This window comes from Clostridium sp. DFI.5.61 (assembly GCF_024462915.1).
GTDB lineage: Bacteria > Bacillota > Clostridia > Oscillospirales > Oscillospiraceae > Lawsonibacter > Lawsonibacter asaccharolyticus.
Genome location: NZ_JANGBZ010000021.1, coordinates 1 through 25335, shown reverse-complemented (window position 1 = coordinate 25335; position 25335 = coordinate 1). Strand labels below are relative to the sequence as shown.

The window sequence follows — 25335 nt, the reverse complement described above, 5'->3', positions numbered from 1 at the left end:
TGGGCCGTATATCGTAGAAGCTGCATATCCGCCATCAAGCGGGGGCAACACATTGCATATCCAAGAAGCCCGCAGGTCACGCAAAGACCTGCGGGCTTTCTGTATCTCAGCATGGAGATGGTAAAGGTAGGTGGTGTGAGCTGTTTCCCTAGGTTTCAGAAATGGCGCGTTGGGAACCGATAGGAGGTGGGCCGCGGAGCGCAGCCGGTCAGCGAGGCAGGTCCTCCCAGCCTATCAGCCCATAGGCGGAACCGGCGGACTGGACCGCCCGCAGGATGGCCCGCTCCATGGCCAGGGCTGCCATGGCCCCCACCACATTGATGTCCCCCGGGACATCCCCCAGGGAGAGGGCATAGATGCTGTCCCCGTCTGCGGTGGTGTGGACCGGCCGGATAGCCCTGGCGTAGCCGTTATGGGCCATGCCGGCAAGCTTGGTCAAGGGCGTTTTATCAAACTTCCCGTTGGTGACCACCACGCCTAGGGTGGTATTGCCCGCAAACAGATTTTCCGCCGGGGCGATGTCTGCAAACATCTCCTCCAAGGTGCAGGACAGGCTCGTCCTCTTCTCATTAAGCAGGCCGGCCGCCGGGCGTCCGTCGGGACCGTACACGTCCCCCAGGGCGTTCACCGCCACCAGCGCCCCCACCTTCAGAGGTCCGGTCTGGAGCGCATAGGTACCGAAGCCCGACTTCATCGCCCGGCCCATCCCACGGTATTTCCCGATGGAGCAGCCCGTACCCGCCCCTACATTGCCCTCAGCGGGGGCAGAGCGCCCCGCATTCTCACAGGCCTGGTAGGCCATCTCGGCGGTAGGCCGTACCTCCTTGCTGCCCACCCCCAGGTCGAAGAGGCAGGACTGGCTCACCAGTGGTACCTTGGTCACCCCCACGTCAAAGCCGATGTCCCGCTCCTCCAGATACCGCTGGACACCCCCGGCAGCGTCCAGCCCGAAGGCGCTGCCGCCGGAGAGCAGCACTGCGTTGATCCCCTGGGCGGCAGCCACCGGGGCCAAGATCTGTGACTCCCGGGAAGCGGGGCCCCCTCCTCGGACATCCAGCCCGGCGGAGCTCATCCGGTCGCACAGGATCACCGTGCAGCCGGTAGCCGCCTCCAGATCCTGGGCGTGGCCCACCTGGAAACCGCCCACCTCCATGATCCCGATCTCTCTCATCATATCTCTCCCCTTCACTCCTTCAGCACGACCCGCAGGGCCTTGCACACCGAGCCGCTGATGACGCAGCCCACTGCGGCCTCGATCACGGCCTGAATGCCCACATAGGCGGCGGCAAACAGTAAAATGTTGTCCTGGAACTTGGCCATCAGCTCCTCGCCCAGCAGGACCTGGAGCGTGGGGGCGTTCAGGAAGATCAGGATCAGCACCGTCATATAGAACAGGGTGTTCAGCACCGGCGCCGCCAGCCCCCCGATGTAATAGGAAATGGTGTTCCCCCTGTCCAGCCTGCGGGCGGCCCGGTAGACCCAGCCCACGCACACCCCCATCAGGACACGGGGGATGATGCTATTCACAAAGCTCAGCACCACCACCACACCTCCGGTATAGCCGGCCAGGAACAGGGTGCTGAACCCGGTCTTGATGGCGGTGTAGAAGCTGATGCAGCCCATCACGCCCCCCAGGACGCCCCCAGCCAGCGGACCCAGCATCATAGCGCCCACGGCCACTGGTACCGTCATAATGGACGCGTACTGTCCGGGCAGCGGGATCATGGCCAATCCTGTGATGTTCATCATCAGCAGGATCCCCACCAACAGAGCCAATTCCATCAGATACGTGAGACTTGTTTTTGCCCTTACCATATTCAATTCCTCCTGCTGCCGCTCCGCCATCTGCGGATGCAGCGCAATTTTGGGGGCGCCCCCATCCGGGAAAACACCCTGACACAAAAGTCAAAGGCATTATACTCTAATTTTCCCTCTTTTTCAAGGCAAAATCAGCCGGGGTGCCGGACCGGAGGACCAGAAAAGCCCCGACGGTCCTGCGGCGCAGGACCGTCGGGGCGGACGCAGATATCCCGTCAGCGGCCCAGCCGGCTTTTGAAGGCGTTGTAGCCGTGGGCGGTCAGCTGCTCCAAACCCCCGGCGCTGTCCAGCTTCCAGAGATTGGGGAGAGGCATGCCGTTGAAGGTATTGTTTTTACAGGTGGTATAGATGGCCATGTCGCCGAGCAGGACCAGGTCGCCCTCCTGAAGGGGCCGGTCAAAGTCGTAGTCCCCGATCACGTCCCCGGCCAGACAGGTGGGGCCGGCCAGGCGGAACATATGGCCCTCCCCTGGCTCGGTACTGGCCCCCAGGATGGGGGGCTGGTAGGGCATTTCCAGCACGTCGGGCATGTGGCAGGCGGCGCTGACGTCCAAGATGGCGATCCTGACACCGCCGTTTTCCACCACGTCCAGCACCCGGCTGGCCAAATATCCGGCATTCAGGGCCACTGCCTCCCCAGGTTCCAGGTAGACATTTACCCCCCAGGACTGCTGGGCGTGACGGATACAGTCCTCCAGGGTGCCCAAATCATAGTCCGGGCGGGTGATGTGATGCCCGCCCCCCATATTGATCCATTTCATTTCGGGCAGAATGTCCCCGAACTTCTCCTCCACCGCCGCTAAGGTGGTTTTCAAATCGTCGGAGTTCTGCTCGCACAGGGTATGGAAGTGAATGCCGTCCAGCAGGGACAGGGTGGCCTCGTCCATCTCCTGGTCCCACACGTTCCGGGTCACCCCCATGCGGCTGCCAGGGGCGCAGGGGTCGTAGATGGCGTGGCCCTCCTGGGTGGAGCACTCCGGATTCACCCGCAGTCCCAGGCTTTTGCCCGCCTGCTTGCCCCGGGGCCCGAAGGCCTTCAGCTGGTGGATGGAGTTAAAGACGATGTGGTCGGCGTATTGCAGGAGCTCCTGAAACTCGTCCTCCCGGTAGGCCCCGCAGAACACGTGGACCTCCCCCTGGGGCATCTCCTCCTTGCCCAGCCGGGCCTCATAGAGGCCGCTGGCCTCGGTGCCCGCCAGGTACCGGGACAGGAGGGGGTAGAAATCGTAGTTGGAGAAAGCCTTCTGGGCCAGCAGCACCCGGCAGCCAGTACGCTCCGCCAGAGCGGCGAGCACTTCTCCGTTTTTCCGCAGCCGCTCCTCGTCGATGACGTAGGCCGGGGTGGGCAGCTGGGCAAACAGGGCCCGGGGGTCGTAGTTTGCCAGGCCCGCAAACTGGGGATCTTGTAAGGTCTTATATCCCATCAGTCCACCAGCACGGGGTCGTGGTCTTCGCTGCGGGGCAGGCCGTACTTGTCCAGGGCGTCCAGGAAGGGATCGGGATCAAACTCCTCCACGGTGTGCACGCCCTTCTGGGTCCACTTACCAGTGAGCAGCATGAGGGCGCCGCACATGGCGGGCACGCCGGTGGTGTAGCTGATGGCCTGGCTGGCCACCTCCCGATAGCACTCCTGGTGGTCGCACACGTTGTAGATGTAGTAGGTCTTTTCCCGGCCGTCCTTCTTGCCGGTGAAGATGCAGCCGATGTTGGTCTTGCCGTGAGTGCGGGGCCCCAGGCTGGCGGGGTCTGGAAGCAGGGCCTTCAGGAACTTGATGGGCACGATCTGCTGTCCCTCGAACTCCACTGGGGTGGTGGACAGCATGCCCACGTTCTCCAGACACTTCATGTGGGTGAGGTAGCTCTGGCTGAAGGTCATGAAGAAGCGGATACGGCGTACCTCGGGGATGTTCTCGGCCAGAGACTCGATCTCCTCGTGGTGGAGCAGGTACATGTCCTTCTCGCCCACCTGGTCGAAGTTGTACTCCCGCTTGATGCTCATGGCGGGGATCTCCACCCAGCGGCCGTCCTCCCAATAGCTGCCGGGGGCCGAGACCTCCCGCAGGTTCACCTCGGGGTTGAAGTTAGTGGCGAAGGGGTAGCCGTGGTCGCCGCCGTTACAGTCCAGGATGTCGATGGTGTCGATGGTGTCGAACTCGTGCTTCTTGGCGTAGGCGCAGTAGGCCTGAGTCACGCCGGGATCAAAGCCGCAGCCCAGCAAGGCGGTGAGTCCGGCCTTCTCGAACTTCTCCCGGTAGGCCCACTGCCAGGTGTAGTCGAAGTAGGCAGAGAATCCCTTCTCCTTGCAGCGCTTCTCATAGGCGGCCTTCCACTCCGGCTCCTCAATGTCCTCGGGCTCGTAGTTGGCGGTGTCCATGTAATTGACGCCGCACTCCAGGCAGGCGTCCATGATGGTCAGATCCTGGTAGGGCAGGGCGATGTTCATCACCAGGTCGGGCTGGCAGCTCTTAATGAGGGCGACCACTTCTTCCACCTTGTCGGCGTCCACCTGGGCAGTGGTGATCTTGGTGGCAGTCTTGCCCGCCAGCTCGGCGGCCAGCTTGTCACACTTGGACTTGGTGCGGCTGGCGATGCACAGTTCAGTTGGCAAAAGCTGTCAGCAATTACTGGGCTAATTTTATCAAAAATGGTGATCCGAACGGAGGTGCGCTACCAGTATGGACGCCCTATGACCGTACCTCACCAGCATATATGGCGCTGGATGTTCAGTCACATATGCAGCCACAGGTTACCAATGAAGCAGTTGACCTCCGGGTCAAATACTATTGTGGTGAATAGCTGCAGGTCGATGTGATCACACACCTATTCAACTCCACCTCGAAGCCTCATACATATGGTATTTTCAAACCCACAACATGGGCCGTATATCGTAGAAGCTGCATATCCGCCATCAAGCGGGGGCAACACATTGCATATCCAAGAAGCCCGCAGGTCACGCAAAGACCTGCGGGCTTTCTGTATCTCAGCATGGAGATGGTAAAGGTAGGTGGTGTGAGCTGTTTCCCTAGGTTTCAGAAATGGCGCGTTGGGAACCGATAGGAGGTGGGCCGCGGAGCGCAGCCGGTCAGCGAGGCAGGTCCTCCCAGCCTATCAGCCCATAGGCGGAACCGGCGGACTGGACCGCCCGCAGGATGGCCCGCTCCATGGCCAGGGCTGCCATGGCCCCCACCACATTGATGTCCCCCGGGACATCCCCCAGGGAGAGGGCATAGATGCTGTCCCCGTCTGCGGTGGTGTGGACCGGCCGGATAGCCCTGGCGTAGCCGTTATGGGCCATGCCGGCAAGCTTGGTCAAGGGCGTTTTATCAAACTTCCCGTTGGTGACCACCACGCCTAGGGTGGTATTGCCCGCAAACAGATTTTCCGCCGGGGCGATGTCTGCAAACATCTCCTCCAAGGTGCAGGACAGGCTCGTCCTCTTCTCATTAAGCAGGCCGGCCGCCGGGCGTCCGTCGGGACCGTACACGTCCCCCAGGGCGTTCACCGCCACCAGCGCCCCCACCTTCAGAGGTCCGGTCTGGAGCGCATAGGTACCGAAGCCCGACTTCATCGCCCGGCCCATCCCACGGTATTTCCCGATGGAGCAGCCCGTACCCGCCCCTACATTGCCCTCAGCGGGGGCAGAGCGCCCCGCATTCTCACAGGCCTGGTAGGCCATCTCGGCGGTAGGCCGTACCTCCTTGCTGCCCACCCCCAGGTCGAAGAGGCAGGACTGGCTCACCAGTGGTACCTTGGTCACCCCCACGTCAAAGCCGATGTCCCGCTCCTCCAGATACCGCTGGACACCCCCGGCAGCGTCCAGCCCGAAGGCGCTGCCGCCGGAGAGCAGCACTGCGTTGATCCCCTGGGCGGCAGCCACCGGGGCCAAGATCTGTGACTCCCGGGAAGCGGGGCCCCCTCCTCGGACATCCAGCCCGGCGGAGCTCATCCGGTCGCACAGGATCACCGTGCAGCCGGTAGCCGCCTCCAGATCCTGGGCGTGGCCCACCTGGAAACCGCCCACCTCCATGATCCCGATCTCTCTCATCATATCTCTCCCCTTCACTCCTTCAGCACGACCCGCAGGGCCTTGCACACCGAGCCGCTGATGACGCAGCCCACTGCGGCCTCGATCACGGCCTGAATGCCCACATAGGCGGCGGCAAACAGTAAAATGTTGTCCTGGAACTTGGCCATCAGCTCCTCGCCCAGCAGGACCTGGAGCGTGGGGGCGTTCAGGAAGATCAGGATCAGCACCGTCATATAGAACAGGGTGTTCAGCACCGGCGCCGCCAGCCCCCCGATGTAATAGGAAATGGTGTTCCCCCTGTCCAGCCTGCGGGCGGCCCGGTAGACCCAGCCCACGCACACCCCCATCAGGACACGGGGGATGATGCTATTCACAAAGCTCAGCACCACCACCACACCTCCGGTATAGCCGGCCAGGAACAGGGTGCTGAACCCGGTCTTGATGGCGGTGTAGAAGCTGATGCAGCCCATCACGCCCCCCAGGACGCCCCCAGCCAGCGGACCCAGCATCATAGCGCCCACGGCCACTGGTACCGTCATAATGGACGCGTACTGTCCGGGCAGCGGGATCATGGCCAATCCTGTGATGTTCATCATCAGCAGGATCCCCACCAACAGAGCCAATTCCATCAGATACGTGAGACTTGTTTTTGCCCTTACCATATTCAATTCCTCCTGCTGCCGCTCCGCCATCTGCGGATGCAGCGCAATTTTGGGGGCGCCCCCATCCGGGAAAACACCCTGACACAAAAGTCAAAGGCATTATACTCTAATTTTCCCTCTTTTTCAAGGCAAAATCAGCCGGGGTGCCGGACCGGAGGACCAGAAAAGCCCCGACGGTCCTGCGGCGCAGGACCGTCGGGGCGGACGCAGATATCCCGTCAGCGGCCCAGCCGGCTTTTGAAGGCGTTGTAGCCGTGGGCGGTCAGCTGCTCCAAACCCCCGGCGCTGTCCAGCTTCCAGAGATTGGGGAGAGGCATGCCGTTGAAGGTATTGTTTTTACAGGTGGTATAGATGGCCATGTCGCCGAGCAGGACCAGGTCGCCCTCCTGAAGGGGCCGGTCAAAGTCGTAGTCCCCGATCACGTCCCCGGCCAGACAGGTGGGGCCGGCCAGGCGGAACATATGGCCCTCCCCTGGCTCGGTACTGGCCCCCAGGATGGGGGGCTGGTAGGGCATTTCCAGCACGTCGGGCATGTGGCAGGCGGCGCTGACGTCCAAGATGGCGATCCTGACACCGCCGTTTTCCACCACGTCCAGCACCCGGCTGGCCAAATATCCGGCATTCAGGGCCACTGCCTCCCCAGGTTCCAGGTAGACATTTACCCCCCAGGACTGCTGGGCGTGACGGATACAGTCCTCCAGGGTGCCCAAATCATAGTCCGGGCGGGTGATGTGATGCCCGCCCCCCATATTGATCCATTTCATTTCGGGCAGAATGTCCCCGAACTTCTCCTCCACCGCCGCTAAGGTGGTTTTCAAATCGTCGGAGTTCTGCTCGCACAGGGTATGGAAGTGAATGCCGTCCAGCAGGGACAGGGTGGCCTCGTCCATCTCCTGGTCCCACACGTTCCGGGTCACCCCCATGCGGCTGCCAGGGGCGCAGGGGTCGTAGATGGCGTGGCCCTCCTGGGTGGAGCACTCCGGATTCACCCGCAGTCCCAGGCTTTTGCCCGCCTGCTTGCCCCGGGGCCCGAAGGCCTTCAGCTGGTGGATGGAGTTAAAGACGATGTGGTCGGCGTATTGCAGGAGCTCCTGAAACTCGTCCTCCCGGTAGGCCCCGCAGAACACGTGGACCTCCCCCTGGGGCATCTCCTCCTTGCCCAGCCGGGCCTCATAGAGGCCGCTGGCCTCGGTGCCCGCCAGGTACCGGGACAGGAGGGGGTAGAAATCGTAGTTGGAGAAAGCCTTCTGGGCCAGCAGCACCCGGCAGCCAGTACGCTCCGCCAGAGCGGCGAGCACTTCTCCGTTTTTCCGCAGCCGCTCCTCGTCGATGACGTAGGCCGGGGTGGGCAGCTGGGCAAACAGGGCCCGGGGGTCGTAGTTTGCCAGGCCCGCAAACTGGGGATCTTGTAAGGTCTTATATCCCATCAGTCCACCAGCACGGGGTCGTGGTCTTCGCTGCGGGGCAGGCCGTACTTGTCCAGGGCGTCCAGGAAGGGATCGGGATCAAACTCCTCCACGGTGTGCACGCCCTTCTGGGTCCACTTACCAGTGAGCAGCATGAGGGCGCCGCACATGGCGGGCACGCCGGTGGTGTAGCTGATGGCCTGGCTGGCCACCTCCCGATAGCACTCCTGGTGGTCGCACACGTTGTAGATGTAGTAGGTCTTTTCCCGGCCGTCCTTCTTGCCGGTGAAGATGCAGCCGATGTTGGTCTTGCCGTGAGTGCGGGGCCCCAGGCTGGCGGGGTCTGGAAGCAGGGCCTTCAGGAACTTGATGGGCACGATCTGCTGTCCCTCGAACTCCACTGGGGTGGTGGACAGCATGCCCACGTTCTCCAGACACTTCATGTGGGTGAGGTAGCTCTGGCTGAAGGTCATGAAGAAGCGGATACGGCGTACCTCGGGGATGTTCTCGGCCAGAGACTCGATCTCCTCGTGGTGGAGCAGGTACATGTCCTTCTCGCCCACCTGGTCGAAGTTGTACTCCCGCTTGATGCTCATGGCGGGGATCTCCACCCAGCGGCCGTCCTCCCAATAGCTGCCGGGGGCCGAGACCTCCCGCAGGTTCACCTCGGGGTTGAAGTTAGTGGCGAAGGGGTAGCCGTGGTCGCCGCCGTTACAGTCCAGGATGTCGATGGTGTCGATGGTGTCGAACTCGTGCTTCTTGGCGTAGGCGCAGTAGGCCTGAGTCACGCCGGGATCAAAGCCGCAGCCCAGCAAGGCGGTGAGTCCGGCCTTCTCGAACTTCTCCCGGTAGGCCCACTGCCAGGTGTAGTCGAAGTAGGCAGAGAATCCCTTCTCCTTGCAGCGCTTCTCATAGGCGGCCTTCCACTCCGGCTCCTCAATGTCCTCGGGCTCGTAGTTGGCGGTGTCCATGTAATTGACGCCGCACTCCAGGCAGGCGTCCATGATGGTCAGATCCTGGTAGGGCAGGGCGATGTTCATCACCAGGTCGGGCTGGCAGCTCTTAATGAGGGCGACCACTTCTTCCACCTTGTCGGCGTCCACCTGGGCAGTGGTGATCTTGGTGGCAGTCTTGCCCGCCAGCTCGGCGGCCAGCTTGTCACACTTGGACTTGGTGCGGCTGGCGATGCACAGTTCGGTAAACACATCGCTGACCTGGCAGCACTTGCGGATGGCCACGTTGGCCACGCCGCCGCAGCCGATCACTAATACTCTGCTCATAATCACTTCTCCTTTGTTCTTCTCATTTTATACGCCCCGGTCCCCTCCGGGGGCCAGATATTGTGTTTTCTATTGGGACAGGGCCAGCAGCAGCTCCCTCAGCACCTTGCAGGCGGCGGCGGTGGACACGCCGCTCTGATCCAGCATGGGGGCCAGCTCGTTCACATCCGCCCCCACCACGTTGGTTTTGGCCACCATCTGAATGGCCTCCAGCAGCTGGGGGAAGGTGACGCCGCCCGCCTCGGGGGTGCCGGTTCCGGGGAAGGCGGAGGGGTCCAGGCAGTCCAGGTCGATGGTGAGATAGACCGGGGCCCGGCTGGCCTCCAGGGTCTGGACCAGCTCCTCCAGGCCGTCAAAGGTGAAGGGGTGCAGGTCCGTGTGCTCCCTGGCGAAGCGGAACTCCTCCCGTTCCCCGCTGCGGATACCGAACTGGTGGATGCGTCCGTCTCCCAGCAGGTCGTGGCAGCGGCGGATGACGCAGGCATGGCTGAGTTTCGCGCCCAGGTAGTCGTCCCGCAGGTCGGCATGGGCGTCAAAGTGGATGATATGTACGTCGGGCCAGCGCCGCTGGATGGCCCGGAAGCTGCCCAGGGTCACCAGATGCTCGCCCCCAAGCAGCACAGGCAGCTTGCCTGCGGCCAGAATCTCCTCCGCCCGGCTCTCAATGTCCAGCAGCGCCAGCTCCGTGCTGCCAAAGCACAGCTCCAGATCACCGCTGTCGAAGATGCGATAGTCGGTCAGGTCCTTGTCCTGGTAAGGGCTGTACGTCTCCAGGCCGAAGCTCTCATGGCGCATGGCGGAGGGGCCGAACCGGGCGCCGGGACGGAAGCTGGTAGTGGAGTCGAAAGGGGCGCCGAACAGAACGATGCGCGCTTTCTCAAAGCTGCTGTCGCAGCCGATAAAGGTCTCGATATTGGGATCCATCTTCACTCTACCTCCTTCAGCATCTCTTCCAAAAACGCCGGCAGGCAGAAGGCCCCCACATGCAGGCGGACGGTGTAATACTGCGTCTTCAAATGGAGCCCCAGCCACTTGTCCCGGTCGAAGTCATCCACCGGGTGATACTTCTTGCTGGCAAAGCCGAACAGCCAGTAGCCGGCGGCATAGGTGGGGATATGGGCCTGATACACCCGGCTGATGGGGAAAGTGCTGACGATGCGCTTGTGGCTGCGCTGCATGGCCTCCGCGTCGTGGCGGTAGAAGGGGCTGCCCTGCTGATTGACCATAATGCCGTCATCCCGGAGGGCGTTGTAGCAGATGCCGTAGAACTCCCGGGTAAAGTAGCCCTCCGAGGGGCCGAAGGGGTCAGTGGAGTCCACGATGATCAGGTCATACTGGGCGTGGCGGCGGCGGATGAACCGCAGGGCGTTGTCGAAGTAGATGTGCACCCGGGAGTCATCCAGGCGGCAGGCGTTCTCCGGCAGATAGCGCCGGCAGGCCTCCACCACCTGCTCGTCCATCTCCACCAGGTCGATGGACCGGATGCACTCGTACCGGGCCAGCTCCTTCACCACGCCGCCGTCCCCCGCACCGATGACCAGCACGTCCTGCACATGGGGGTGGACGGCCATAGGCACGTGGGTGATCATCTCGTCATAGATGAACTCGTCCCGCTCAGTGAGCATCACATTGCCGTCCAGGGCCAGGACCTTGCCGAACTCTGGGGTGTCGTAGATGTCGATCTGCTGGTACTCGCTCCGGTGGGAGTAGAGGTGCCGGTCCACCCGCATGCTGTGCTTCACGTCGGGGGTATGAAATTCGCTGAACCAGAGCTCCATTTACCGCGCCTCCTGTGTGAGTATGTTGATCTCCTCGATCTCCGGGTCCTCGGGTCCGGTCATGGAGCAGCCCTTCTCCTTGGCGTAGCGGATGTAGTCCAGGATCTCCGCCGTGATCCGCTCCCCAGGGGCCAGGATGGGGATGCCGGGGGGATAGCACATAACGAATTCGCTGCACACCTGTCCCACACTGTCCTCCAGGCGGACGCTGCGCTTGTCCGCGTAGAAGGCCTCCTGGGGGCTGGTGACCACCTCGGGGGCGATGTATTCCTGGTTCATCAGGCCGCTGCCGTCGGTTTGATAGCGGCGGCGGATCTCCGCCAGGGCGCTGACCAGCCGCTCCAGCTCCTGGGGCCGGTCCCCGATGGACAGATAGGCCAGGATGTTGCCGATATCCCCGAACTCGATCTGGATGTCGTACTCGTCCCGGAGCAGGTCGTAGACCTCGATGCCGGCCAGGCCCACGTCCCGGGTGTGGACGCTGAGCTTGGTGGGGTCGAAGTCGAAGATGGAGTCGCCGTTGATGAGCTCCCGGCCGAAGGCGTAGTACCCGCCCACGGCGTTGATCTCCTCCCGGGCGTACTCCGCCATGGCGCACACCTGGCGAAAGACCTCCCGGCCGCGGAGGGCCAGGTTGCGGCGGCTGATATCCAGGCTGGACATCAGCAGATAGCTGCCCGAGGTGGTCTGAGTCAGGTTGATGATCTTCCGCACATGCCCCTCGTGGATGCCGGGGCCGATGAGCAGGAGGCTGGACTGGGTCAGGCTCCCGCCGCTCTTGTGCATGGACACGGAGGCCATGTCCGCCCCGGCTTCCATCGCTGACACCGGCATGTGATCCCCGAAGTAGAAGTGGGTGCCGTGGGCCTCGTCCGCCAGGCAGTACATGCCCGCCTCGTGGGCCATTTCCACGATGGCCCGCAGGTCGCTGCAAATGCCGTAGTAGGTGGGGTTGTTCACCAGCACCGCCACAGCGTCTGGGTTCTCCCGGATAGCACGGGCCACCTGCTCCCGCTTCATGCCCAGGGAGATGCCCAGGCGCGGGTCCACCTCCGGGTTGACATAGACAGGGATGGCACCGCAAAGCACCAGGGCGTTGATGACGCTGCGGTGGACATTCCGGGGCATGATGATCTTGTCCCCCCGCTTGCAGGTGGACAGCACCATGCTCTGCACCGAGCTGGTGGTGCCCCCCACCATCAGAAAGGCGTGGGCCGCGCCGAAGGCGTCGGCGGCCAGCTCCTCCGCCTCCCGGATGACAGAGATGGGGTGGCACAGGTTGTCCAGGGGTTTCATGCTGTTCACGTCGATGCTGACACACTGCTCCCCCAGGAAGCGGGTCAGCTCCGGGTTGCCCCGGCCCCGCTTGTGCCCGGGCACATCGAAGGGAACGACCCGCATCTGCCGGAAGGTCTGGAGCGCCTCGTAGATCGGGGCCTTGTTCTGGTCCAGGGTATGTTCTTCTTTCATCTGCCAACACCTCGAAGCACAAAAAAACACAAGCTGCATTTGAACAGCTTGTGTTTGGATCAATTTGTACACGATAAGCTCCAAGTCCCCTGTCCGGCCGCGATGGCGGACAAACGCCTGCAAATAACAGCTGGGGGCGGGAGATATGTCTGGTACTGAGAGTCTATATAGCAACAAGATACTTTTACCACTCTGTTATTGACCGTTTCACAAGTCTGCGCAAACACGCATCTGGTTATGAAGTAACCAACTTATAAAATTTGAGCTTTTAACTCAATCAATAAGGGCGGTAACCCGCCGATCGGCAATGGACCCGGCTGTCCGTATGGCCTTGACTCCCGGAGGAGTGGTCCCAGTATTCTTGGCCAGATAAACTCCAGTCAGATTGCTACAAAATATAGCATAGAACTTCCGATATGTCAATCGTTTTTCCCGGGATATTTGGAGGGCAAAGGGCGGGACGCACTTTGCCCCTCCTCCCGCGCCTCCCCGCGCTCCGCCAATGTGCCGGCCTCTGACTCTCCGTACACTTGGACCCCGTGTTCCTCCAGCAGGCGGGCGGTCACACCGGAGCCCTCAGTCAGCCTGCCGGTGAAGCTGCCGTCATAGATCTGCCCCCTGCCGCAGGAGGGGCTCCTCTCCTTCAGCACCGCCAGGGTGCACCTATGGGCCCGGGCCAGCTCCAGCACCTCTTCGGCTCCGAGGCGGTACGCCTCCGTCACGTCCTTTCCCGCCCGGTCCACCACCCGGCCGTCTCTCTGGAGCTCCGCCGGCGGGCGGGGCGTGGGCAGGCCGCCCATCACCTCCGGGCACACGGGGATCAGCCGGTGCCCCAGCACCTCCAGCCGCGCCAGCTCCCCGCAGGGCCTGGAGGCCCCGTCGTACCGGCAGGGAGTCCCCAGCAGGCAGGCACTGACCAAAATATCCATCTGTCTCTCCCCTTCCCCAACATCAGAAAAGGGCCCGCTGCGCCTTGCAGCGGGCCCTCAATCTGCTGTCAATGGGTCAAATAATATTTCACCAAAGTCTGGAGCAGCTCATCCCGGTCCACTTTTCGGATCAGCGCCCTGGCGTTATTGTGGTTGGTGATATAGGTGGGATCTTCTGAGAGGATATAGCCCACGATCTGATTGACTGGGTTATAGCCCTTCTCCTGAAGCGCCTGATACACCGTAGTCAAGATCGCCTTGATCTCCAGATCCCGCTGATCGCCCAGCCGGAACTTCCGAGTGAAATCCATCTCATCCATCGAACACACCTCCTGCAGCGTTGAAGTGGAACACTTGTGCTTAGTTTACTCCAAAAAGGAGGCGGTGTAAAGGGTATGGGGCAAAATTTTAAGAAAAATTTAGGACTCCTCCGGCTCCTGCCGGCCCTTCTGCTCCGCCGGCACCCACTCCACCCGCAGGAAGCAGCACAGCAGGTACACAGCGGCCACCAGAAGGGCGGCCACCGCCAGCTCCTCGCTGGGCTGGCCGAAGCGCAGATAATACTGGGTGGACATCTCTGCCTTTTCCTCCATCAGCCTGCCGGAAAACAGGGAATAGACCTGGGGATAGGCCAGCATCCCCCGGAACCCCAGGCAAGCCAGCATCATGGCCAGGACCGGGAGCAGCATCCCCCAATGCCTCCGCTTCAGGCAGGGGAGCAGAGCCAGCACCCCTGCCATCGTCCAGACCGCCAGATAGAGTTCCTGCTGGTGCTGGTACCAGAATCTCGGCAGGAGAGTCTGCCGGTAGAGATACCAGAACCCGGCCAGGACGATGGGGCACAGAGCGGGCATGGCCTTGCTCCAGGCGAAGGGGGCCCGGGCCAGCCGGGGATGCCCCCGCAGGTCGGGCAGCCGCACCGGGAGATCCCCTCTCTCCCCCGCCAGCCGCCGGGCAGCCAGCTGAGTCAGAACGGTGAGGCCGCAGGCGCCCGCCAGCCATAGGGGCCCCAGAACAAGGACCAGCTGAAGCAGCGCGCCGGCATCCCCTCTCAGCAGTTGGAAAATCATGTTCTTCCACTGGCTCAGAACTGTGGGAAAAAGCACCTGAAACACCACGCCCCCCAGTTCTTCCGCCAGGGTCCAACTGACGCAAAAGCACATGGCCCAGCTGCCCAGGCGGAACCAGCGGGCGTGATAGGTGTAGTGAGTCTGGAGATAGATGCCGTAGGCCAGACAGCCCAGATAGAGGGCCCAGCACACCGGCACGGGGACGAACCTCCGCAGTAAATAAAAGGCCAGTCCTCCGCCGATGGCGAAGGCAAAGGAGAGCAGATTCTGCCAGTCGCTTTTCTGCAATGTGGGGACAGGGGCACCTGGGTCCAGCAGGGCATCCACCGTCACATCCAGTGCCCGGGCCAGAGAGAGCAGGGTAGGGACATCCGGGTAGCTCCCGCTCTCCCACCGGGAGACTGATTTGTTGGACACGCCGATGCGATCGGCCAGCTCCTGCTGGGTGAGCCCCCGCTCCCGGCGGTACCGTTTCAGCCGCTGGGCAAATTCCAGTTCATCCATGGTGTCTCCTCCTGTGATCCTTTCTTGCCTCTATCATACCGGAAAAACGTTCCCGCCGCCACCCCGGAGGGTGAGAATCTGTTCTCGCGGGACAGGAATTTGTTTCCGGAAGTGGAAAATCAGGTCTCAGGCCGCAGGGGGCACATAGGATGCGTCCCCTGCAAGATGTTGTAAACCTCCGGCTCACAGCACTGTGCATTGCCGACCGGCTCAGCTGTCTGTACAGGTCTCGCGATCTCGTCCATCACTCTTTCTTTCCGGGATCACAAATAAAAGGATCAAATGCCAATAGGAATAATATAAAAACAGACAACATATCCCATACATCAGGTACAGGATCGCCCGCCCTAGTGCCGTCTCTGGCTTCGTACTGTTTTATGGTTACATCGGGCATAAAAAGCGGGGGCGAAACTAAGTTTCGCCCCCGCCAAAACTTTTCTGCGGGAAAACGCTTGTACTCGCTGCGCGCCCCGTCTGCCACGGGGCGGCCTCAGCGCAGTACCGCACCCAGCTCCTTTTCCAGAGTTTCCAAAATCGCTTTCACATCGGCGTCCGCCTCTTCGGCGGTCAGGCTGCGGTCGTCGGCCCGGAGGACCAGGTTGAAGGCCACAGACTTCTTGCCCTCGGCCACGCCCTTGCCCCGATAGATGTCGAACAGGGTGACCTCCTTCAGCAGTCCCTTCGCCCCCCGACGGATGCAGTCCTCCAAGGCTCCCACGGTGACCGCTTCGCCGCACACCACAGCAATATCCCGGGTGACGGCAGGGAACTTGGGCAGGGGCACGTACTGGGGATCGGGGCCCTTCCCGCACATCAGCTGGTCAAAGTCCAGCTCGGCGCAGTAGAACTCTGCGTCCACGCCGTAGTTCTGGGCCACCAGGGGGTGGATCTGACCAAACACGCCCACCTCCTGGCCGTTGACCAGCACCTGGGCACAGCGGCCTGGGTGGTAGGAGGGATTGGGGATCTGAGGGGCCTCAAAGGTGACGTCCGCCGCCCGGATCTCTCCCAGGATGGCCTCCACCGCCCCCTTCAGGGCAAAGAAGTCCATTCCTTCGCCATAAGCGCCCAGAGAGAGCACCTTCTTCTCCACCGCCAGGCCGTCGGCCCCGCCAGGGAGATAGATGCGGCCCACCTCATACAGCTTGGCGCACTTGTTGCGGAAGTTGTAGTTCCGGGTCAGGATCTCCAGCATGGAGGGGAGCACCGTGGTGCGCATGATGGAGGTATCCTCCCCCAGAGGGTTGAGGATCTTGAAGGACTGGCGGCGGGGATCGTCCGAAGCCCAGCGGATCTTGTCGTAGTAGGTGGGGGAAATGAAGGAGTAGGTGATGATCTCGTCATAGCCGCATGCACGGCACACCGCCCCCAAGGCGCGCTCCAGCTCCTGCTCAGGGGAGTAGCCGCCCCGGGTGGTCTGGCCCCGCATGAGGGTGGTGGGGATGTTGTTGTAGCCGTGGAACCGGGCCACCTCCTCGGCCAGATCGGCCATGGCCTCCACGTCGGAACGCCAGGAGGGCACGGTGACCTGGTCTCCCTCCACCTGGAAGTCCAGCTTCTTCAGGATGGACACCATCTCCTCGGCGGCGATGTCGGTGCCCAGCAGGGCGTTGATCTTCTCCGGCTCCAGCTTGAGCACCCGGGGCTGAGGGACGTAGTTGAGGATGTCGATGACGCCGTCCACCACCTCGCCGGCCCCCAGCAGCTCCACCAGCTCACAGGCCCGCTCCACGGCGGGGAGGGTGTTCAGGGGGTCCAGGCCCTTCTCATACTTGGCGCTGGCCTCAGTGCGCATGCCCAGGGCCAGGGCAGTGCGGCGGATGGTGGTGCCGTCGAAGTTGGCGGACTCAAAGACCACGTCCGCGGTGTCGGAGACGATCTCGCTGTTCAGGCCGCCCATAATGCCCGCCAGGCCCACGGCCCGGTGCTCATCGGCAATGACCAGCATATTGGGATTGAGCTTGCGCACGCTTCCGTCCAGGGTGGTGAGCTCCTCGCCCTCCTCCGCCCGGCGGACCACGATCTTGCCGCCCTTCACATAGCGGTAGTCGAAGGCATGCATGGGCTGGCCGTACTCCAGCATGACGTAGTTGGTGATGTCCACGATGTTGTTGATGGGGCGCACGCCCATGGCCCGCAGCCGCTCCCGCATCCACTTTGGGGAGGGAGCGATCTTCACGTTGCGCACCATTCGGGCGGTGTATCGGGGGCACAGGTCGGCCGCCGGGGTCTCCACATCCAGCAGCTCCGGCAGCACGCCGGGGCCGCCGCCCTTCACCACCGGCTGGTGGAGGGCCAGGGGTGCGTCAAAGGTGGCGGAGGCCTCCCGGGCCAGGCCGATGATGGAGAGGCAGTCGGGGCGGTTGGGGGTGATCTCGAACTCCACCACGTGGTCGTCCAGGCCCACCACCGGCTTCAGGTCGTCCCCGGGTTTACAGTCCTCGTGAAGGATGAAGATGCCGTCGGGGATGCAGTGGGGGAACTCCGCCTGCTGGGCGTGGAGGTCATCCAGGGTGCAGACGGCCCCTCGCTTGGTGTCATAGGCCACCAGGTCGCCGTTGTGGAGATTGGCACAGGTGGTGGTGACTGTCACGGACAGGGCCTCCTGGCCGGCCCAGAACAGGCGGCAGGTCCAGCCGGCCTCTCCGGCGGGCTCTACTCCCTCCACCAGGGCAGCTATCACCGGCCCATAAATCTTGTCCCCCGGCTGGATGTCCGCGGAGATAGAGGGCTTGTCCTTATCCAGGGGCTTGTAGTCCCCCAGGATGGCGGCAGGAGTGATGACGGCGTAGGGGAAGTCCCGGGTGTCCAGGCCCAGCTCACTCAGGCCGCACAGCATGCCGTTGGACACCACGCCCCGCAGCTTGCCCTTTTCGATCTTCTTGCCCCCAGGCAGGGTGGACTTGTGCATGGCCACAGGCACCAGGTCGTCTATGTGGACGTTCCAGGCCCCGGTGACGATCTGCACCGGCTCCTCCCGGCCCACGTCGATCTGGCACACCCACATGTGGTCGCTGTCCGGGTGGTGCTCCATGGACAGCACCTTGCCCACCACCACGTTCTGGATCTCGGCACCCAGGTCGTGGGTCAGCTCCACCTTGGAGCCGGACAGGGTCATGGACTCCGCAAACTCTTTATCATCGGCCTCAACGCTCACAAACTCGCTGAGCCACTTGCGAGATAGATTCATAGTATAAAACTCCCTTTGTTTGAATTAGGAATGAGGAGTTAGAAATCAGGAATTGCGGTGTCCGGTTTTGCCGGAATATTTGGAATTGAGCTGCGGAAGAAACCGCTTCAATTTCTAACTCCTAATTTCTAATTCCTAATTGATTTTTAGAGCAATCAGAATTGCTCTAAAAATCTAACGTCGTTCTCGAAAATCAGACGCAGGTCAGCGATCTTGAAGCGGCGCATGGCGGTGCGCTCCAGCCCCATGCCGAAGGCCCAGCCGGAATAGACCTCCGGGTCGATGCCCGCCATTTTCAGCACCTTGGGGTGGACCATGCCGGCACCCAGCAGCTCGATCCAGCCCTCCCCCTTGCAGGTGGGACAGCCCGCGCCGCCGCACTTGTGACACTGCACGTCCATCTCGCAGGAAGGCTCGGTGAAGGGGAAGTGGTGAGGGCGGAAGCGGGTCTTGGTGCCCTTGCCGTAAAGCTGCTCCACCACCGTGTTCAGGGTGCCCTTCAGATCGGCCATGGTGACCCCCTTGTCGATGACCATGCCCTCCACCTGGTGGAACATGGGGGAGTGGGTCGCATCCACCTCATCCTTACGGTACACCCGGCCGGGGGCGATGATGCGGATAGGCAGTTCCATAGTCTCCATGGCCCGCACCTGCATGGGGCTGGTCTGGGAGCGGAGCATCACCCGGCTGTCCTCGTCAAAGTAGAAGGTGTCCGACCAGTCACGGGAGGGGTGTCCCTCCTCCGCATTGAGCTTGTCGAAGTTGTACTCGGCCAGCTCCACCTCCGGGCCGTCCAGCACGGTGAAGCCCATGCCGATGAAGATGTCCTTGATCTCATCCAGGGCCAGGTACATGGGGTGCTTGTGTCCCAGCTTCACCTCGCGGCCGGGGATGGTCACATCCACCGCCTCGTCCTTCAGGCGTTGCTCCAGGGCCTGGGCCTCCAGCTTACCGGAGGCGGCCTCAATGGCCGCCTCCAGAGCGGAGCGGACCTCGTTGGCCATCTGGCCCATGGCGGGGCGCTCCTCGGCGGACAGCTTGCCCATCATTTTCAGAACGGCGGTGAGCTCACCCTTCTTGCCCAGATACTGGACGCGCAGGCTGTCCAACTCGGCGGCGGACTGGGCCTGCCCAAAGGCGGCCAGCGCCTCCGAACGGATCTTTGCTAACTGTTCTTTCATCTGTGTTCTTCCTTTCAGAGGTAAATTGATCGGACGGGGGCGGACAGCAAAAAAGCCTTCCGCCCCAAACCTGTTGGGACGAAAGGCAACCCTTCCGCGGTACCACCCGTATTCGTGTCAGACACGCACTTGAACTTCCCGATAACGGCGGAACAGCCGTCCCCCTCTCAGGGGCCGCTCCCGGGCGAACCAAACGACACGCTTCAGGGCGGCTTTCAGCCGGTGACCACCCCTCTCTGAGAAACGAAAGCACGTTATTTTCCCGCTCTTCGCATTTGTACTAAAGGTATATATACCACAAATCTTCTTGTATTGCAAGTCCCCGGAGACTATAATAGAGGCGAGACCAGCAAAAAAGGAGGTCTTCTCCATGAAACGGCTCTTCACAGCCGCTCTCTCGGCGGCCCTGCTCCTGTCCCTCGCCCTTCCCTCCTCCGCCGCCGGGACCGGCCGGGCAGTGGACTGGGCCCTGTACACCGACATCACCGCCCAGATCAACGGCCACCCTCTGCGCTCCTACAATGTGAATGGCAGCACCGCCGTGGTGGCGGAGGACCTGCGCGGATATGGCTTCCAGGTCCTCTGGGATGCAGAGGACCGCACCCTTTCCGTGGAGCGGGCCGCGGACAGCACAGGCTGCCCTGCCCTCCCGGCGTCCTGGCCGGACTACACGCCGCCCGCCCTCACCCAGCCGGTGGGGACCCGGGCGCAGCCTATCCTGTCCACGGACATTGACACCTATGTGGCCGGGCAGTATGTCAGGAGCTGCAACATCGGCGGCGAGACCCTGATCTGGTTCTCCGACCTGGCTCCTTACGGTGCCGTTGCCTTCGACGAGGACAGCCGCACCGCCGAACTGACCCTCGGCGATCCCATGCAGATCCAGTTGGATGATCTGATCCAGCGCATGGAGGATGTAAAAGAGTTTATCAATGTGGAATATCAGCTGTATCCCTCGGCTTCCGGGACGCTATTTGCCGGCTCGATGGGTGGCGTTCCCCACGGGAGCAGTTTCCAACTATATTTTGTGAGAAACAACGGAACAAAACTCGATATCATCAGTCTTCTTCCCGCCTATATGGGTGGGTCTCACTCTTTCGCCCGTTATCGGGACATCGAACTGGATGATGCCGGAACTGTATTGACCTTTATTTCCCCGGTGAAAGAGACAATAAACTGGGCTACCGGCGAAACCAAGGACTGGGGAGATACCCTCTGTACAGTCGATCTGGTCAGCGGCACCATGCGGTCCATGCATCCCCTGTTCCAGACGCTGACCCAGTGGTCCGCCTATTATGAAGCAGAGACCTGGCCGGAAGGATTTCTCCCGCCCACGCCTCCCCTGTCTGACGGCAGTGTATCCCTGACCCTGAGCCAACCTGAGGGGACAGCCGAAGTGGTCTGTCTGGATGGTTCCCTTCCTTCCTACTTCATGTCCATCACCGTCAGCCAGGACGGCATCGCCGTTGTCCATGAGCAGGGGTTGTTCAGTCAAGACTTTTTCGGCACCCCCTATGGGCTCCTCTATCAGAAGCTGTTGGACCTGGAACTCCCCTCCGTCTTTCAAGATGATTCTGATTTGGAGGCATCGCCGGAGCAGATGGCTCAGGCCGCTCAGTGGCTCCAGGCCGCCAAGAATGGGGAGCCCATTCCAGGCAATCTCTGGTGGAGCGGCGGCAATGGACACCGGGATCTGGTCTTTGACTTTGATCAGCCTGTCACTCTGGAGAACGGAGACATTCTTACCTTTCATATGGGTCTGCCGGAATGACCGGCCTCTTCTCCCCACCAAGCAAAAACGCGCTGCCCGCTGGGCAGCGCGTTTTGTTTTTTATCCCCGGGCCACGGCCTCGGCCACCCGGATGCCGTCCACGGCGGCGGAGACGATCCCGCCGGCGTAGCCCGCCCCCTCGCCGCAGGGGTACAGGCCCCGCAGGGCGGACTGGAAGGTCTCGTCCCGCAGGATGCGCACCGGCGAGGAGGACCGGGTCTCCACTCCAGTGAGCACCCCGTCCGGCGCGGCGAAGCCCCGGAGCTTCCGGTCCATCAGGGGCAGGGCTCCCCGCAGCGTATCCGCCACCGCCCCGGGCAGGCACCGGTCCAGCTCCGTCCAGGTCACTCCTGGGCGGTAGGTGGGCCGGATGGCACCCGGTCCCTGGGAGGGCCGCTTCTTCAAAAAGTCCTCCACCCGCTGGGCAGGAGCCAGGAAGCCGCCACCCCCCGCCTGGAATGCCGCCCGCTCCCACTCCTCCTGGAAGCGCACCCCGGCCAGCGGTCCGGCACCAGCGGGGAAGTCCTCCGGCCCCACCCCCACGAGAAAGCCGCCGTTGATGTTCTTCCCATCCCGGGCCCGGAAGCTCATGCCGTTGGTCACCACCTGTCCCTGGGCGGAGGAGGCGGCCACCACCTCCCCCCCGGGGCACACGCAGAAGGTGAAGGCGGACCGGCCCGTGGGCAGGTGGCAGGCCAGCTTATAATCGGAGGGCGGGAGCTGTTTCCATGCCGGACCGTACTGCCGGGCGCTGATCTCCCGCTGAAGGTGCTCGATGCGCACCCCCACGGCAAAGGGCTTCTGCTCCATGGGCACCCCCGCCTGATGGAGCATGGCAAAGGTGTCCCGGGCGGAGTGTCCCGGGGCCAGCACCAGGGTGTCGGCTTTCAGAAGATAGCCCCCCTGGGGCCCCGCCACCCGCAGCCCCGTCAGGGCGTCCCCCTGTATGGTCAGTCCCTCCAGCCGGTGGCCGAAGCGCACATCGCAGCCCAGGGCAATGAGCTCCTGCCGGATGTGCTTCACCACCTGCCGCAGCACGTCGGTACCCACATGGGGCTTATGGGAATACTTCACGTCGGCGGGGGCTCCCGCCTCCACCAGCGTATCCAGCACAGCGGCGATGCGGGGGTCATGGGTGCCGGTGGTCAGCTTTCCGTCGGAAAAAGTGCCAGCCCCTCCCTCTCCGAACTGGACGTTGGAGCCCTCGTCCAGGGCCCCGGCGGTCCAGAAGCGGTCCACGTCCCGGGTCCGCTGGTCCACGTCCTGGCCCCGCTCCAGCACGACACAGGGAAAGCCGTTCCGGGCCAGGAACAGAGCCGCAAACAGGCCCGCCGGGCCCATGCCTACCACCACCGGGGGCAGGGCGGAGCGCCGCCCCGCTGCCGGAAAGGCGTATGCCTGCCGCTCCGTCCGGGACACGTTCCGCCCCGGCGCGTTTTCCACCAGCCGCTCCTCCTGGGGCATGGACATCTCCACCGTATAGACATAGTGGACCTCGCTCCTGTTCCGGGCGTCGATGGACTGCCGGACGATCTCCAGCTCTCCCAGCTGCCCCGGCCGGAGCCCCAGGGCCCGGGCCGCCCGCTTGCGCAGCTGCTCCAAATCTCCGTCTACCGGAAGGGACAGGTTACTGATCCGGATCATAAGGTCCCACCCTTTCTTCTCCCGGGGCAGGGCCCCGTTTCGCGGTGTGATTGTACCACAGCTTCTCCTCCCGTGCAAGGGCACCGCCTGCTTTTGCCATTTTGCCCGGTCTGTCCGGAGGGCTTTCTGCCCTCTTTTTTCTCTTTCGATGCTCTCAGTGTACAGAGGGTATGCTTTCCCAATACCTGCAAATAATGAATGTAGGCCTTCGGCCTGTTTTGTCACTGATTTCCCCCCTGCTCCCCGCCCACCTATGCTATTCTTGTAACACGTTCCTGCAAAAACGACATTTTTCGACAAAAGGAGAGGATCATCTTATGGCAAGGAAACGAGTGGAACGCAACATTTCCTTTGATGACGTGCGAAAGGTATATTATGTCAGCATGGATCTGGGCAAGAACAGCGAGGGGAAGCGGGTCAAGCAGTACCGCACCTTCCCCAACCTGACCTCCGCCCGGACGGGCCTGCGGGAGTTTTACGCCGACCGGGACAAGCTCCTCCACCCGCCCAAGCAGGAGCAGACCCTGCGCCAGTGGCTGGATTACTGGATGGAGAACATCATCCGCCCCAACCGGGCGGAGACTACGGTGTATGCGTATCAGAAGATCATCGACAACCACCTGGACCCGCTGCTGGGCGCCGTCCCCCTGTCCAAGCTCAGCCCCAAGCAGATCCAGGAGTACTACCAGACCATGACGCGGACGGAGGGGCTCTCTTCCAACACCATCCGCCGGCACCATGACCTGCTCTCCGCCGCCCTGCGGATGGCAGTGCGGCAGGATATGCTCCGGGTCAATCCCATGGAGCGGGTGGAGCCGCCCCGCCCCAAGCTCCACGAGGCATCCTATTATACCCAGGAGAACCTGAAGGTGCTCTACCAGCTGGTAGAGGGCCACTGGCTGGAGATGGTGGTCAAGGTCACCGCTGGGCTGGGTCTGCGGCGGGAGGAGATCTGCGGCCTGAAGTGGGAGAGCGTGGACTTCCAGCGCCGCGTCGTCCATATCAAGGAGGCCCGCACTGCCTATGGCGCCACAGTGGTCCAGAAGGAGACAAAAAACCGCTCCTCCATGCGCACCCTGTTTATGCCTGACGAGCTCTATGAGCTGCTCCGCCGGGAGAAGGCCCGGCAGGAGCAGGAGCGGGCCATCCGGGGCGGGGATTACGCCGCCTCTGGACATGTGGTGCTGGACAGAGAGGGACTGCCCTACTCCCCCAACGCCCTGTCCCTGGCCTTCACCCGGTTCGTGCGGAAGAACCACCTTCCCCGGCTCACCCTCCATGGACTGCGCCACACCTTCGCCACCATCGCCTCTGCCCAGGGCGTCCCTCTGTTCGACATCGGCAAAGCCATGGGACACAGCACCCCCGCCACCACCGGCCGGATCTACACCCACCTGGTGGACCGCACCCATGAGGAGACCCTGCTGCTGGTCTCCGCCGCCCTGAAGTGACAGCTTCTCGGGACATACCCCCGCCTCCGCCCCCATATAGTGGGGGTGGAGGTGATCCCATGCCCCTGTCCCTGCCTGAGTTCCTGTGCCAGATGGCGGCCAGCCCGGCCCTGACCCTCACGGTGCTGCTCACTCTGGCTGTCCTGCTGGTCAACGGCTGGACCGACGCCCCCAATGCCATCGCCGCCGCTGTGGTCACCGGGGCCCTCCCTTTCCGTCCGGCGGTTGGGCTGGCCGCCCTGTGCAACCTTCTGGGCGTGCTGTGCGTCACGGCGGTGAATACATCAGTGGCCGAGACCATCTACTCCATCGCCTCTTTCGGCGGCGGTCCCCGGGCGGCCCTGGCCGCCCTTTGCGCCGCTATGGCTTCCATCGTTCTCTGGGCGGCAGCGGCCTGGTGGTTCGGCATCCCCACCAGCGAGAGCCACGCACTGGTAGCCGGCATCTCCGGGGCGGCCGCCGCCCTGGAGGGCAGCTTGTCCTGCATCCGGTGGGACTGCTGGGCCCGGGTGGTGCTGGGGCTGCTGGTCTCAGTGGGAGCGGGCTTCTGGGCGGGCCGCCGGGCCCTGAGGGCGCTCAGCCGACTGTCCTGGAGCGACCGGCTGTTCCGCAGGGCCCAGATCCCCGGGGCTGCCCTCACCGCCTTCCTCCACGGTGCCCAGGACGGGCAGAAATTTCTGGGCATCCTTCTGCTGGGCATTGCCCTGTCCCAGGGCCGTCAGGACGAGCAGACCTTCCTCATCCCCTTTTGGCTCATGGCCCTGTGCGCCGGTTCAATGGCCCTGGGCACTGGGATGGGCGGGCGGCGCATCATCGACACCGTGGGCCGCGAGATGGTGCGTCTGGGTCCCCGGGAGGGGCTGGCCTCCGATCTGGGCGGCGGCGGCTGTCTGCTGCTGGCCACCCTGCTGGGCCTTCCGGTGAGCACCACCCACACCCGCACCGCTGCCCTGCTGGGTGCGGGGAGCACCTCAGGCCGCCGGATCGACTGGTCGGTGGCCCGCTCCATCGCCCTCACTTGGGTGCTCACCTTCCCTGGCTGCTTCACCCTGGGCTGGTGCATGGCCCGGCTGTTCCTCGCCTGGGTCTGAATACAGCGCCGGGGGGGGGGGGGGGGGGGGGGGGGGGGGGGGGGGGGGGGGGGGGGGGGGGGG

20 protein-coding genes and 1 pseudogene are annotated in these 25335 nt (G+C 62.9%); 4 read left to right on the top strand and 17 right to left on the bottom strand.

All coding sequences use genetic code 11. The annotated features are described in order from the left end of the window. Positions 1-208: 208 nt before the first annotated feature. The 4 genes from NE584_RS11165 to NE584_RS11150 form a co-directional block, all read right to left on the bottom strand. Positions 209-1171 (bottom strand): P1 family peptidase, encoded by a 963-nt coding sequence (locus NE584_RS11165; protein WP_050625071.1) that lies wholly within the window; start codon positions 1169-1171, stop codon positions 209-211. Positions 1172-1185: 14 nt separating this feature from the next. Next, positions 1186-1815 carry an ECF transporter S component gene (locus NE584_RS11160; RefSeq protein WP_157954620.1) on the bottom strand — a complete coding sequence of 210 codons (630 nt, stop codon included), beginning with the start codon at positions 1813-1815 and terminating at the stop codon, positions 1186-1188. 218 nt (positions 1816-2033) lie between these two features. Then, positions 2034-3242 (bottom strand): carboxynorspermidine decarboxylase, encoded by a 1209-nt coding sequence (nspC, locus tag NE584_RS11155; RefSeq protein ID WP_108979450.1) that lies wholly within the window; start codon positions 3240-3242, stop codon positions 2034-2036. Further along, positions 3242-4426 (bottom strand): saccharopine dehydrogenase family protein, encoded by a 1185-nt coding sequence (locus tag NE584_RS11150; RefSeq protein WP_256182836.1) that lies wholly within the window; start codon positions 4424-4426, stop codon positions 3242-3244. The genes nspC (NE584_RS11155) and NE584_RS11150 overlap by 1 nt, the downstream gene beginning before the upstream one ends. On the opposite strand from NE584_RS11150, the pseudogene NE584_RS19890 reads away from it, so the two are divergent. Further along, a pseudogene (locus NE584_RS19890) lies at positions 4420-4524 on the top strand (hypothetical protein); the annotation flags it as partial. The gene NE584_RS11150 and the pseudogene NE584_RS19890 sit on opposite strands and share 7 nt — an antisense overlap. 376 nt (positions 4525-4900) lie before the next feature. Here the strand turns inward: NE584_RS19890 and NE584_RS11145 are convergent. The 12 genes from NE584_RS11145 to pheS form a co-directional block, all read right to left on the bottom strand. Next, complete coding sequence (locus NE584_RS11145; protein ID WP_050625071.1) at positions 4901-5863, bottom strand: P1 family peptidase; 963 nt, start codon at positions 5861-5863, stop codon at positions 4901-4903. Positions 5864-5877: 14 nt separating this feature from the next. Next, on the bottom strand, positions 5878-6507 hold the full coding sequence (locus NE584_RS11140; RefSeq protein WP_157954620.1) for an ECF transporter S component: 630 nt from the start codon (positions 6505-6507) through the stop codon (positions 5878-5880). Between the two features lie 218 nt (positions 6508-6725). Then, on the bottom strand, positions 6726-7934 hold the full coding sequence (gene nspC / locus NE584_RS11135; RefSeq protein ID WP_108979450.1) for a carboxynorspermidine decarboxylase: 1209 nt from the start codon (positions 7932-7934) through the stop codon (positions 6726-6728). Beyond that, entirely contained in the window at positions 7934-9193 is a 1260-nt protein-coding gene (locus NE584_RS11130; RefSeq protein WP_256182835.1) for a saccharopine dehydrogenase family protein, read from the bottom strand. Before NE584_RS11130 ends, nspC (NE584_RS11135) begins: the two co-directional genes overlap by 1 nt. A 69-nt stretch (positions 9194-9262) precedes the next feature. Beyond that, positions 9263-10117: an agmatinase gene (speB, locus tag NE584_RS11125; protein ID WP_256182834.1), complete on the bottom strand. Its 855-nt coding sequence runs from the start codon at positions 10115-10117 to the stop codon at positions 9263-9265. A 2-nt stretch (positions 10118-10119) separates the two neighbouring features. Next, positions 10120-10971 carry a polyamine aminopropyltransferase gene (gene speE, locus NE584_RS11120; RefSeq protein ID WP_050625076.1) on the bottom strand — a complete coding sequence of 284 codons (852 nt, stop codon included), beginning with the start codon at positions 10969-10971 and terminating at the stop codon, positions 10120-10122. Beyond that, entirely contained in the window at positions 10972-12441 is a 1470-nt protein-coding gene (locus NE584_RS11115; protein ID WP_050625077.1) for an aminotransferase class I/II-fold pyridoxal phosphate-dependent enzyme, read from the bottom strand. 419 nt (positions 12442-12860) lie between these two features. Continuing rightward, entirely contained in the window at positions 12861-13370 is a 510-nt protein-coding gene (locus tag NE584_RS11110; RefSeq protein WP_256182833.1) for a DUF523 domain-containing protein, read from the bottom strand. Positions 13371-13438: 68 nt separating this feature from the next. After that, positions 13439-13690 (bottom strand): IreB family regulatory phosphoprotein, encoded by a 252-nt coding sequence (locus NE584_RS11105; protein ID WP_050625078.1) that lies wholly within the window; start codon positions 13688-13690, stop codon positions 13439-13441. 99 nt (positions 13691-13789) lie between these two features. Continuing rightward, positions 13790-14944, bottom strand: coding sequence for a helix-turn-helix domain-containing protein (locus tag NE584_RS11100; protein WP_256182832.1), 1155 nt, complete (start codon positions 14942-14944; stop codon positions 13790-13792). A 490-nt stretch (positions 14945-15434) separates the two neighbouring features. Continuing rightward, positions 15435-18134, bottom strand: coding sequence for a phenylalanine--tRNA ligase subunit beta (gene pheT, locus NE584_RS11095; protein ID WP_050625080.1), 2700 nt, complete (start codon positions 18132-18134; stop codon positions 15435-15437). Positions 18135-18289: 155 nt separating this feature from the next. Next, positions 18290-19315, bottom strand: coding sequence for a phenylalanine--tRNA ligase subunit alpha (gene pheS, locus NE584_RS11090; protein ID WP_256182831.1), 1026 nt, complete (start codon positions 19313-19315; stop codon positions 18290-18292). 370 nt (positions 19316-19685) lie between these two features. On the opposite strand from pheS, the gene NE584_RS11085 reads away from it, so the two are divergent. Beyond that, positions 19686-21086: a hypothetical protein gene (locus NE584_RS11085; RefSeq protein ID WP_256182830.1), complete on the top strand. Its 1401-nt coding sequence runs from the start codon at positions 19686-19688 to the stop codon at positions 21084-21086. A 60-nt stretch (positions 21087-21146) separates the two neighbouring features. Here NE584_RS11085 and NE584_RS11080 read toward each other — a convergent pair whose 3' ends face one another. After that, positions 21147-22730 carry an NAD(P)/FAD-dependent oxidoreductase gene (locus NE584_RS11080; protein ID WP_256182829.1) on the bottom strand — a complete coding sequence of 528 codons (1584 nt, stop codon included), beginning with the start codon at positions 22728-22730 and terminating at the stop codon, positions 21147-21149. Positions 22731-23047: 317 nt separating this feature from the next. Here NE584_RS11080 and xerC point away from each other — a divergent pair, with 317 nt between their 5' ends. Both xerC and NE584_RS11070 read left to right on the top strand, forming a co-directional pair. Further along, a complete protein-coding gene (gene xerC, locus NE584_RS11075; RefSeq protein WP_108979458.1) occupies positions 23048-24181 on the top strand; it encodes a tyrosine recombinase XerC in 1134 nt (377 codons plus the stop codon). Positions 24182-24240: 59 nt separating this feature from the next. Beyond that, a complete protein-coding gene (locus tag NE584_RS11070) occupies positions 24241-25272 on the top strand; it encodes an inorganic phosphate transporter (protein WP_256182828.1) in 1032 nt (343 codons plus the stop codon). Positions 25273-25335: the final 63 nt, after the last annotated feature.

What these genes read in the sequence shown, in the direction of transcription:
- NE584_RS11165 (WP_050625071.1), bottom strand. Translation starts at nt 1,171, where the DNA reads ATGAGAGAGATCGGGATCATGGAGGTGGGCGGTTTCCAGGTGGGCCAC.
- NE584_RS11160 (WP_157954620.1), bottom strand. Translation starts at nt 1,815, where the DNA reads ATGGTAAGGGCAAAAACAAGTCTCACGTATCTGATGGAATTGGCTCTG.
- nspC (WP_108979450.1), bottom strand. Translation starts at nt 3,242, where the DNA reads ATGGGATATAAGACCTTACAAGATCCCCAGTTTGCGGGCCTGGCAAAC.
- NE584_RS11145 (WP_050625071.1), bottom strand. Translation starts at nt 5,863, where the DNA reads ATGAGAGAGATCGGGATCATGGAGGTGGGCGGTTTCCAGGTGGGCCAC.
- NE584_RS11140 (WP_157954620.1), bottom strand. Translation starts at nt 6,507, where the DNA reads ATGGTAAGGGCAAAAACAAGTCTCACGTATCTGATGGAATTGGCTCTG.
- nspC (WP_108979450.1), bottom strand. Translation starts at nt 7,934, where the DNA reads ATGGGATATAAGACCTTACAAGATCCCCAGTTTGCGGGCCTGGCAAAC.
- NE584_RS11130 (WP_256182835.1), bottom strand. Translation starts at nt 9,193, where the DNA reads ATGAGCAGAGTATTAGTGATCGGCTGCGGCGGCGTGGCCAACGTGGCC.
- speB (WP_256182834.1), bottom strand. Translation starts at nt 10,117, where the DNA reads ATGGATCCCAATATCGAGACCTTTATCGGCTGCGACAGCAGCTTTGAG.
- speE (WP_050625076.1), bottom strand. Translation starts at nt 10,971, where the DNA reads ATGGAGCTCTGGTTCAGCGAATTTCATACCCCCGACGTGAAGCACAGC.
- NE584_RS11115 (WP_050625077.1), bottom strand. Translation starts at nt 12,441, where the DNA reads ATGAAAGAAGAACATACCCTGGACCAGAACAAGGCCCCGATCTACGAG.
- NE584_RS11110 (WP_256182833.1), bottom strand. Translation starts at nt 13,370, where the DNA reads ATGGATATTTTGGTCAGTGCCTGCCTGCTGGGGACTCCCTGCCGGTAC.
- NE584_RS11105 (WP_050625078.1), bottom strand. Translation starts at nt 13,690, where the DNA reads ATGGATGAGATGGATTTCACTCGGAAGTTCCGGCTGGGCGATCAGCGG.
- NE584_RS11100 (WP_256182832.1), bottom strand. Translation starts at nt 14,944, where the DNA reads ATGGATGAACTGGAATTTGCCCAGCGGCTGAAACGGTACCGCCGGGAG.
- pheT (WP_050625080.1), bottom strand. Translation starts at nt 18,134, where the DNA reads ATGAATCTATCTCGCAAGTGGCTCAGCGAGTTTGTGAGCGTTGAGGCC.
- pheS (WP_256182831.1), bottom strand. Translation starts at nt 19,315, where the DNA reads ATGAAAGAACAGTTAGCAAAGATCCGTTCGGAGGCGCTGGCCGCCTTT.
- NE584_RS11085 (WP_256182830.1), top strand. Translation starts at nt 19,686, where the DNA reads ATGAAACGGCTCTTCACAGCCGCTCTCTCGGCGGCCCTGCTCCTGTCC.
- NE584_RS11080 (WP_256182829.1), bottom strand. Translation starts at nt 22,730, where the DNA reads ATGATCCGGATCAGTAACCTGTCCCTTCCGGTAGACGGAGATTTGGAG.
- xerC (WP_108979458.1), top strand. Translation starts at nt 23,048, where the DNA reads ATGGCAAGGAAACGAGTGGAACGCAACATTTCCTTTGATGACGTGCGA.
- NE584_RS11070 (WP_256182828.1), top strand. Translation starts at nt 24,241, where the DNA reads ATGCCCCTGTCCCTGCCTGAGTTCCTGTGCCAGATGGCGGCCAGCCCG.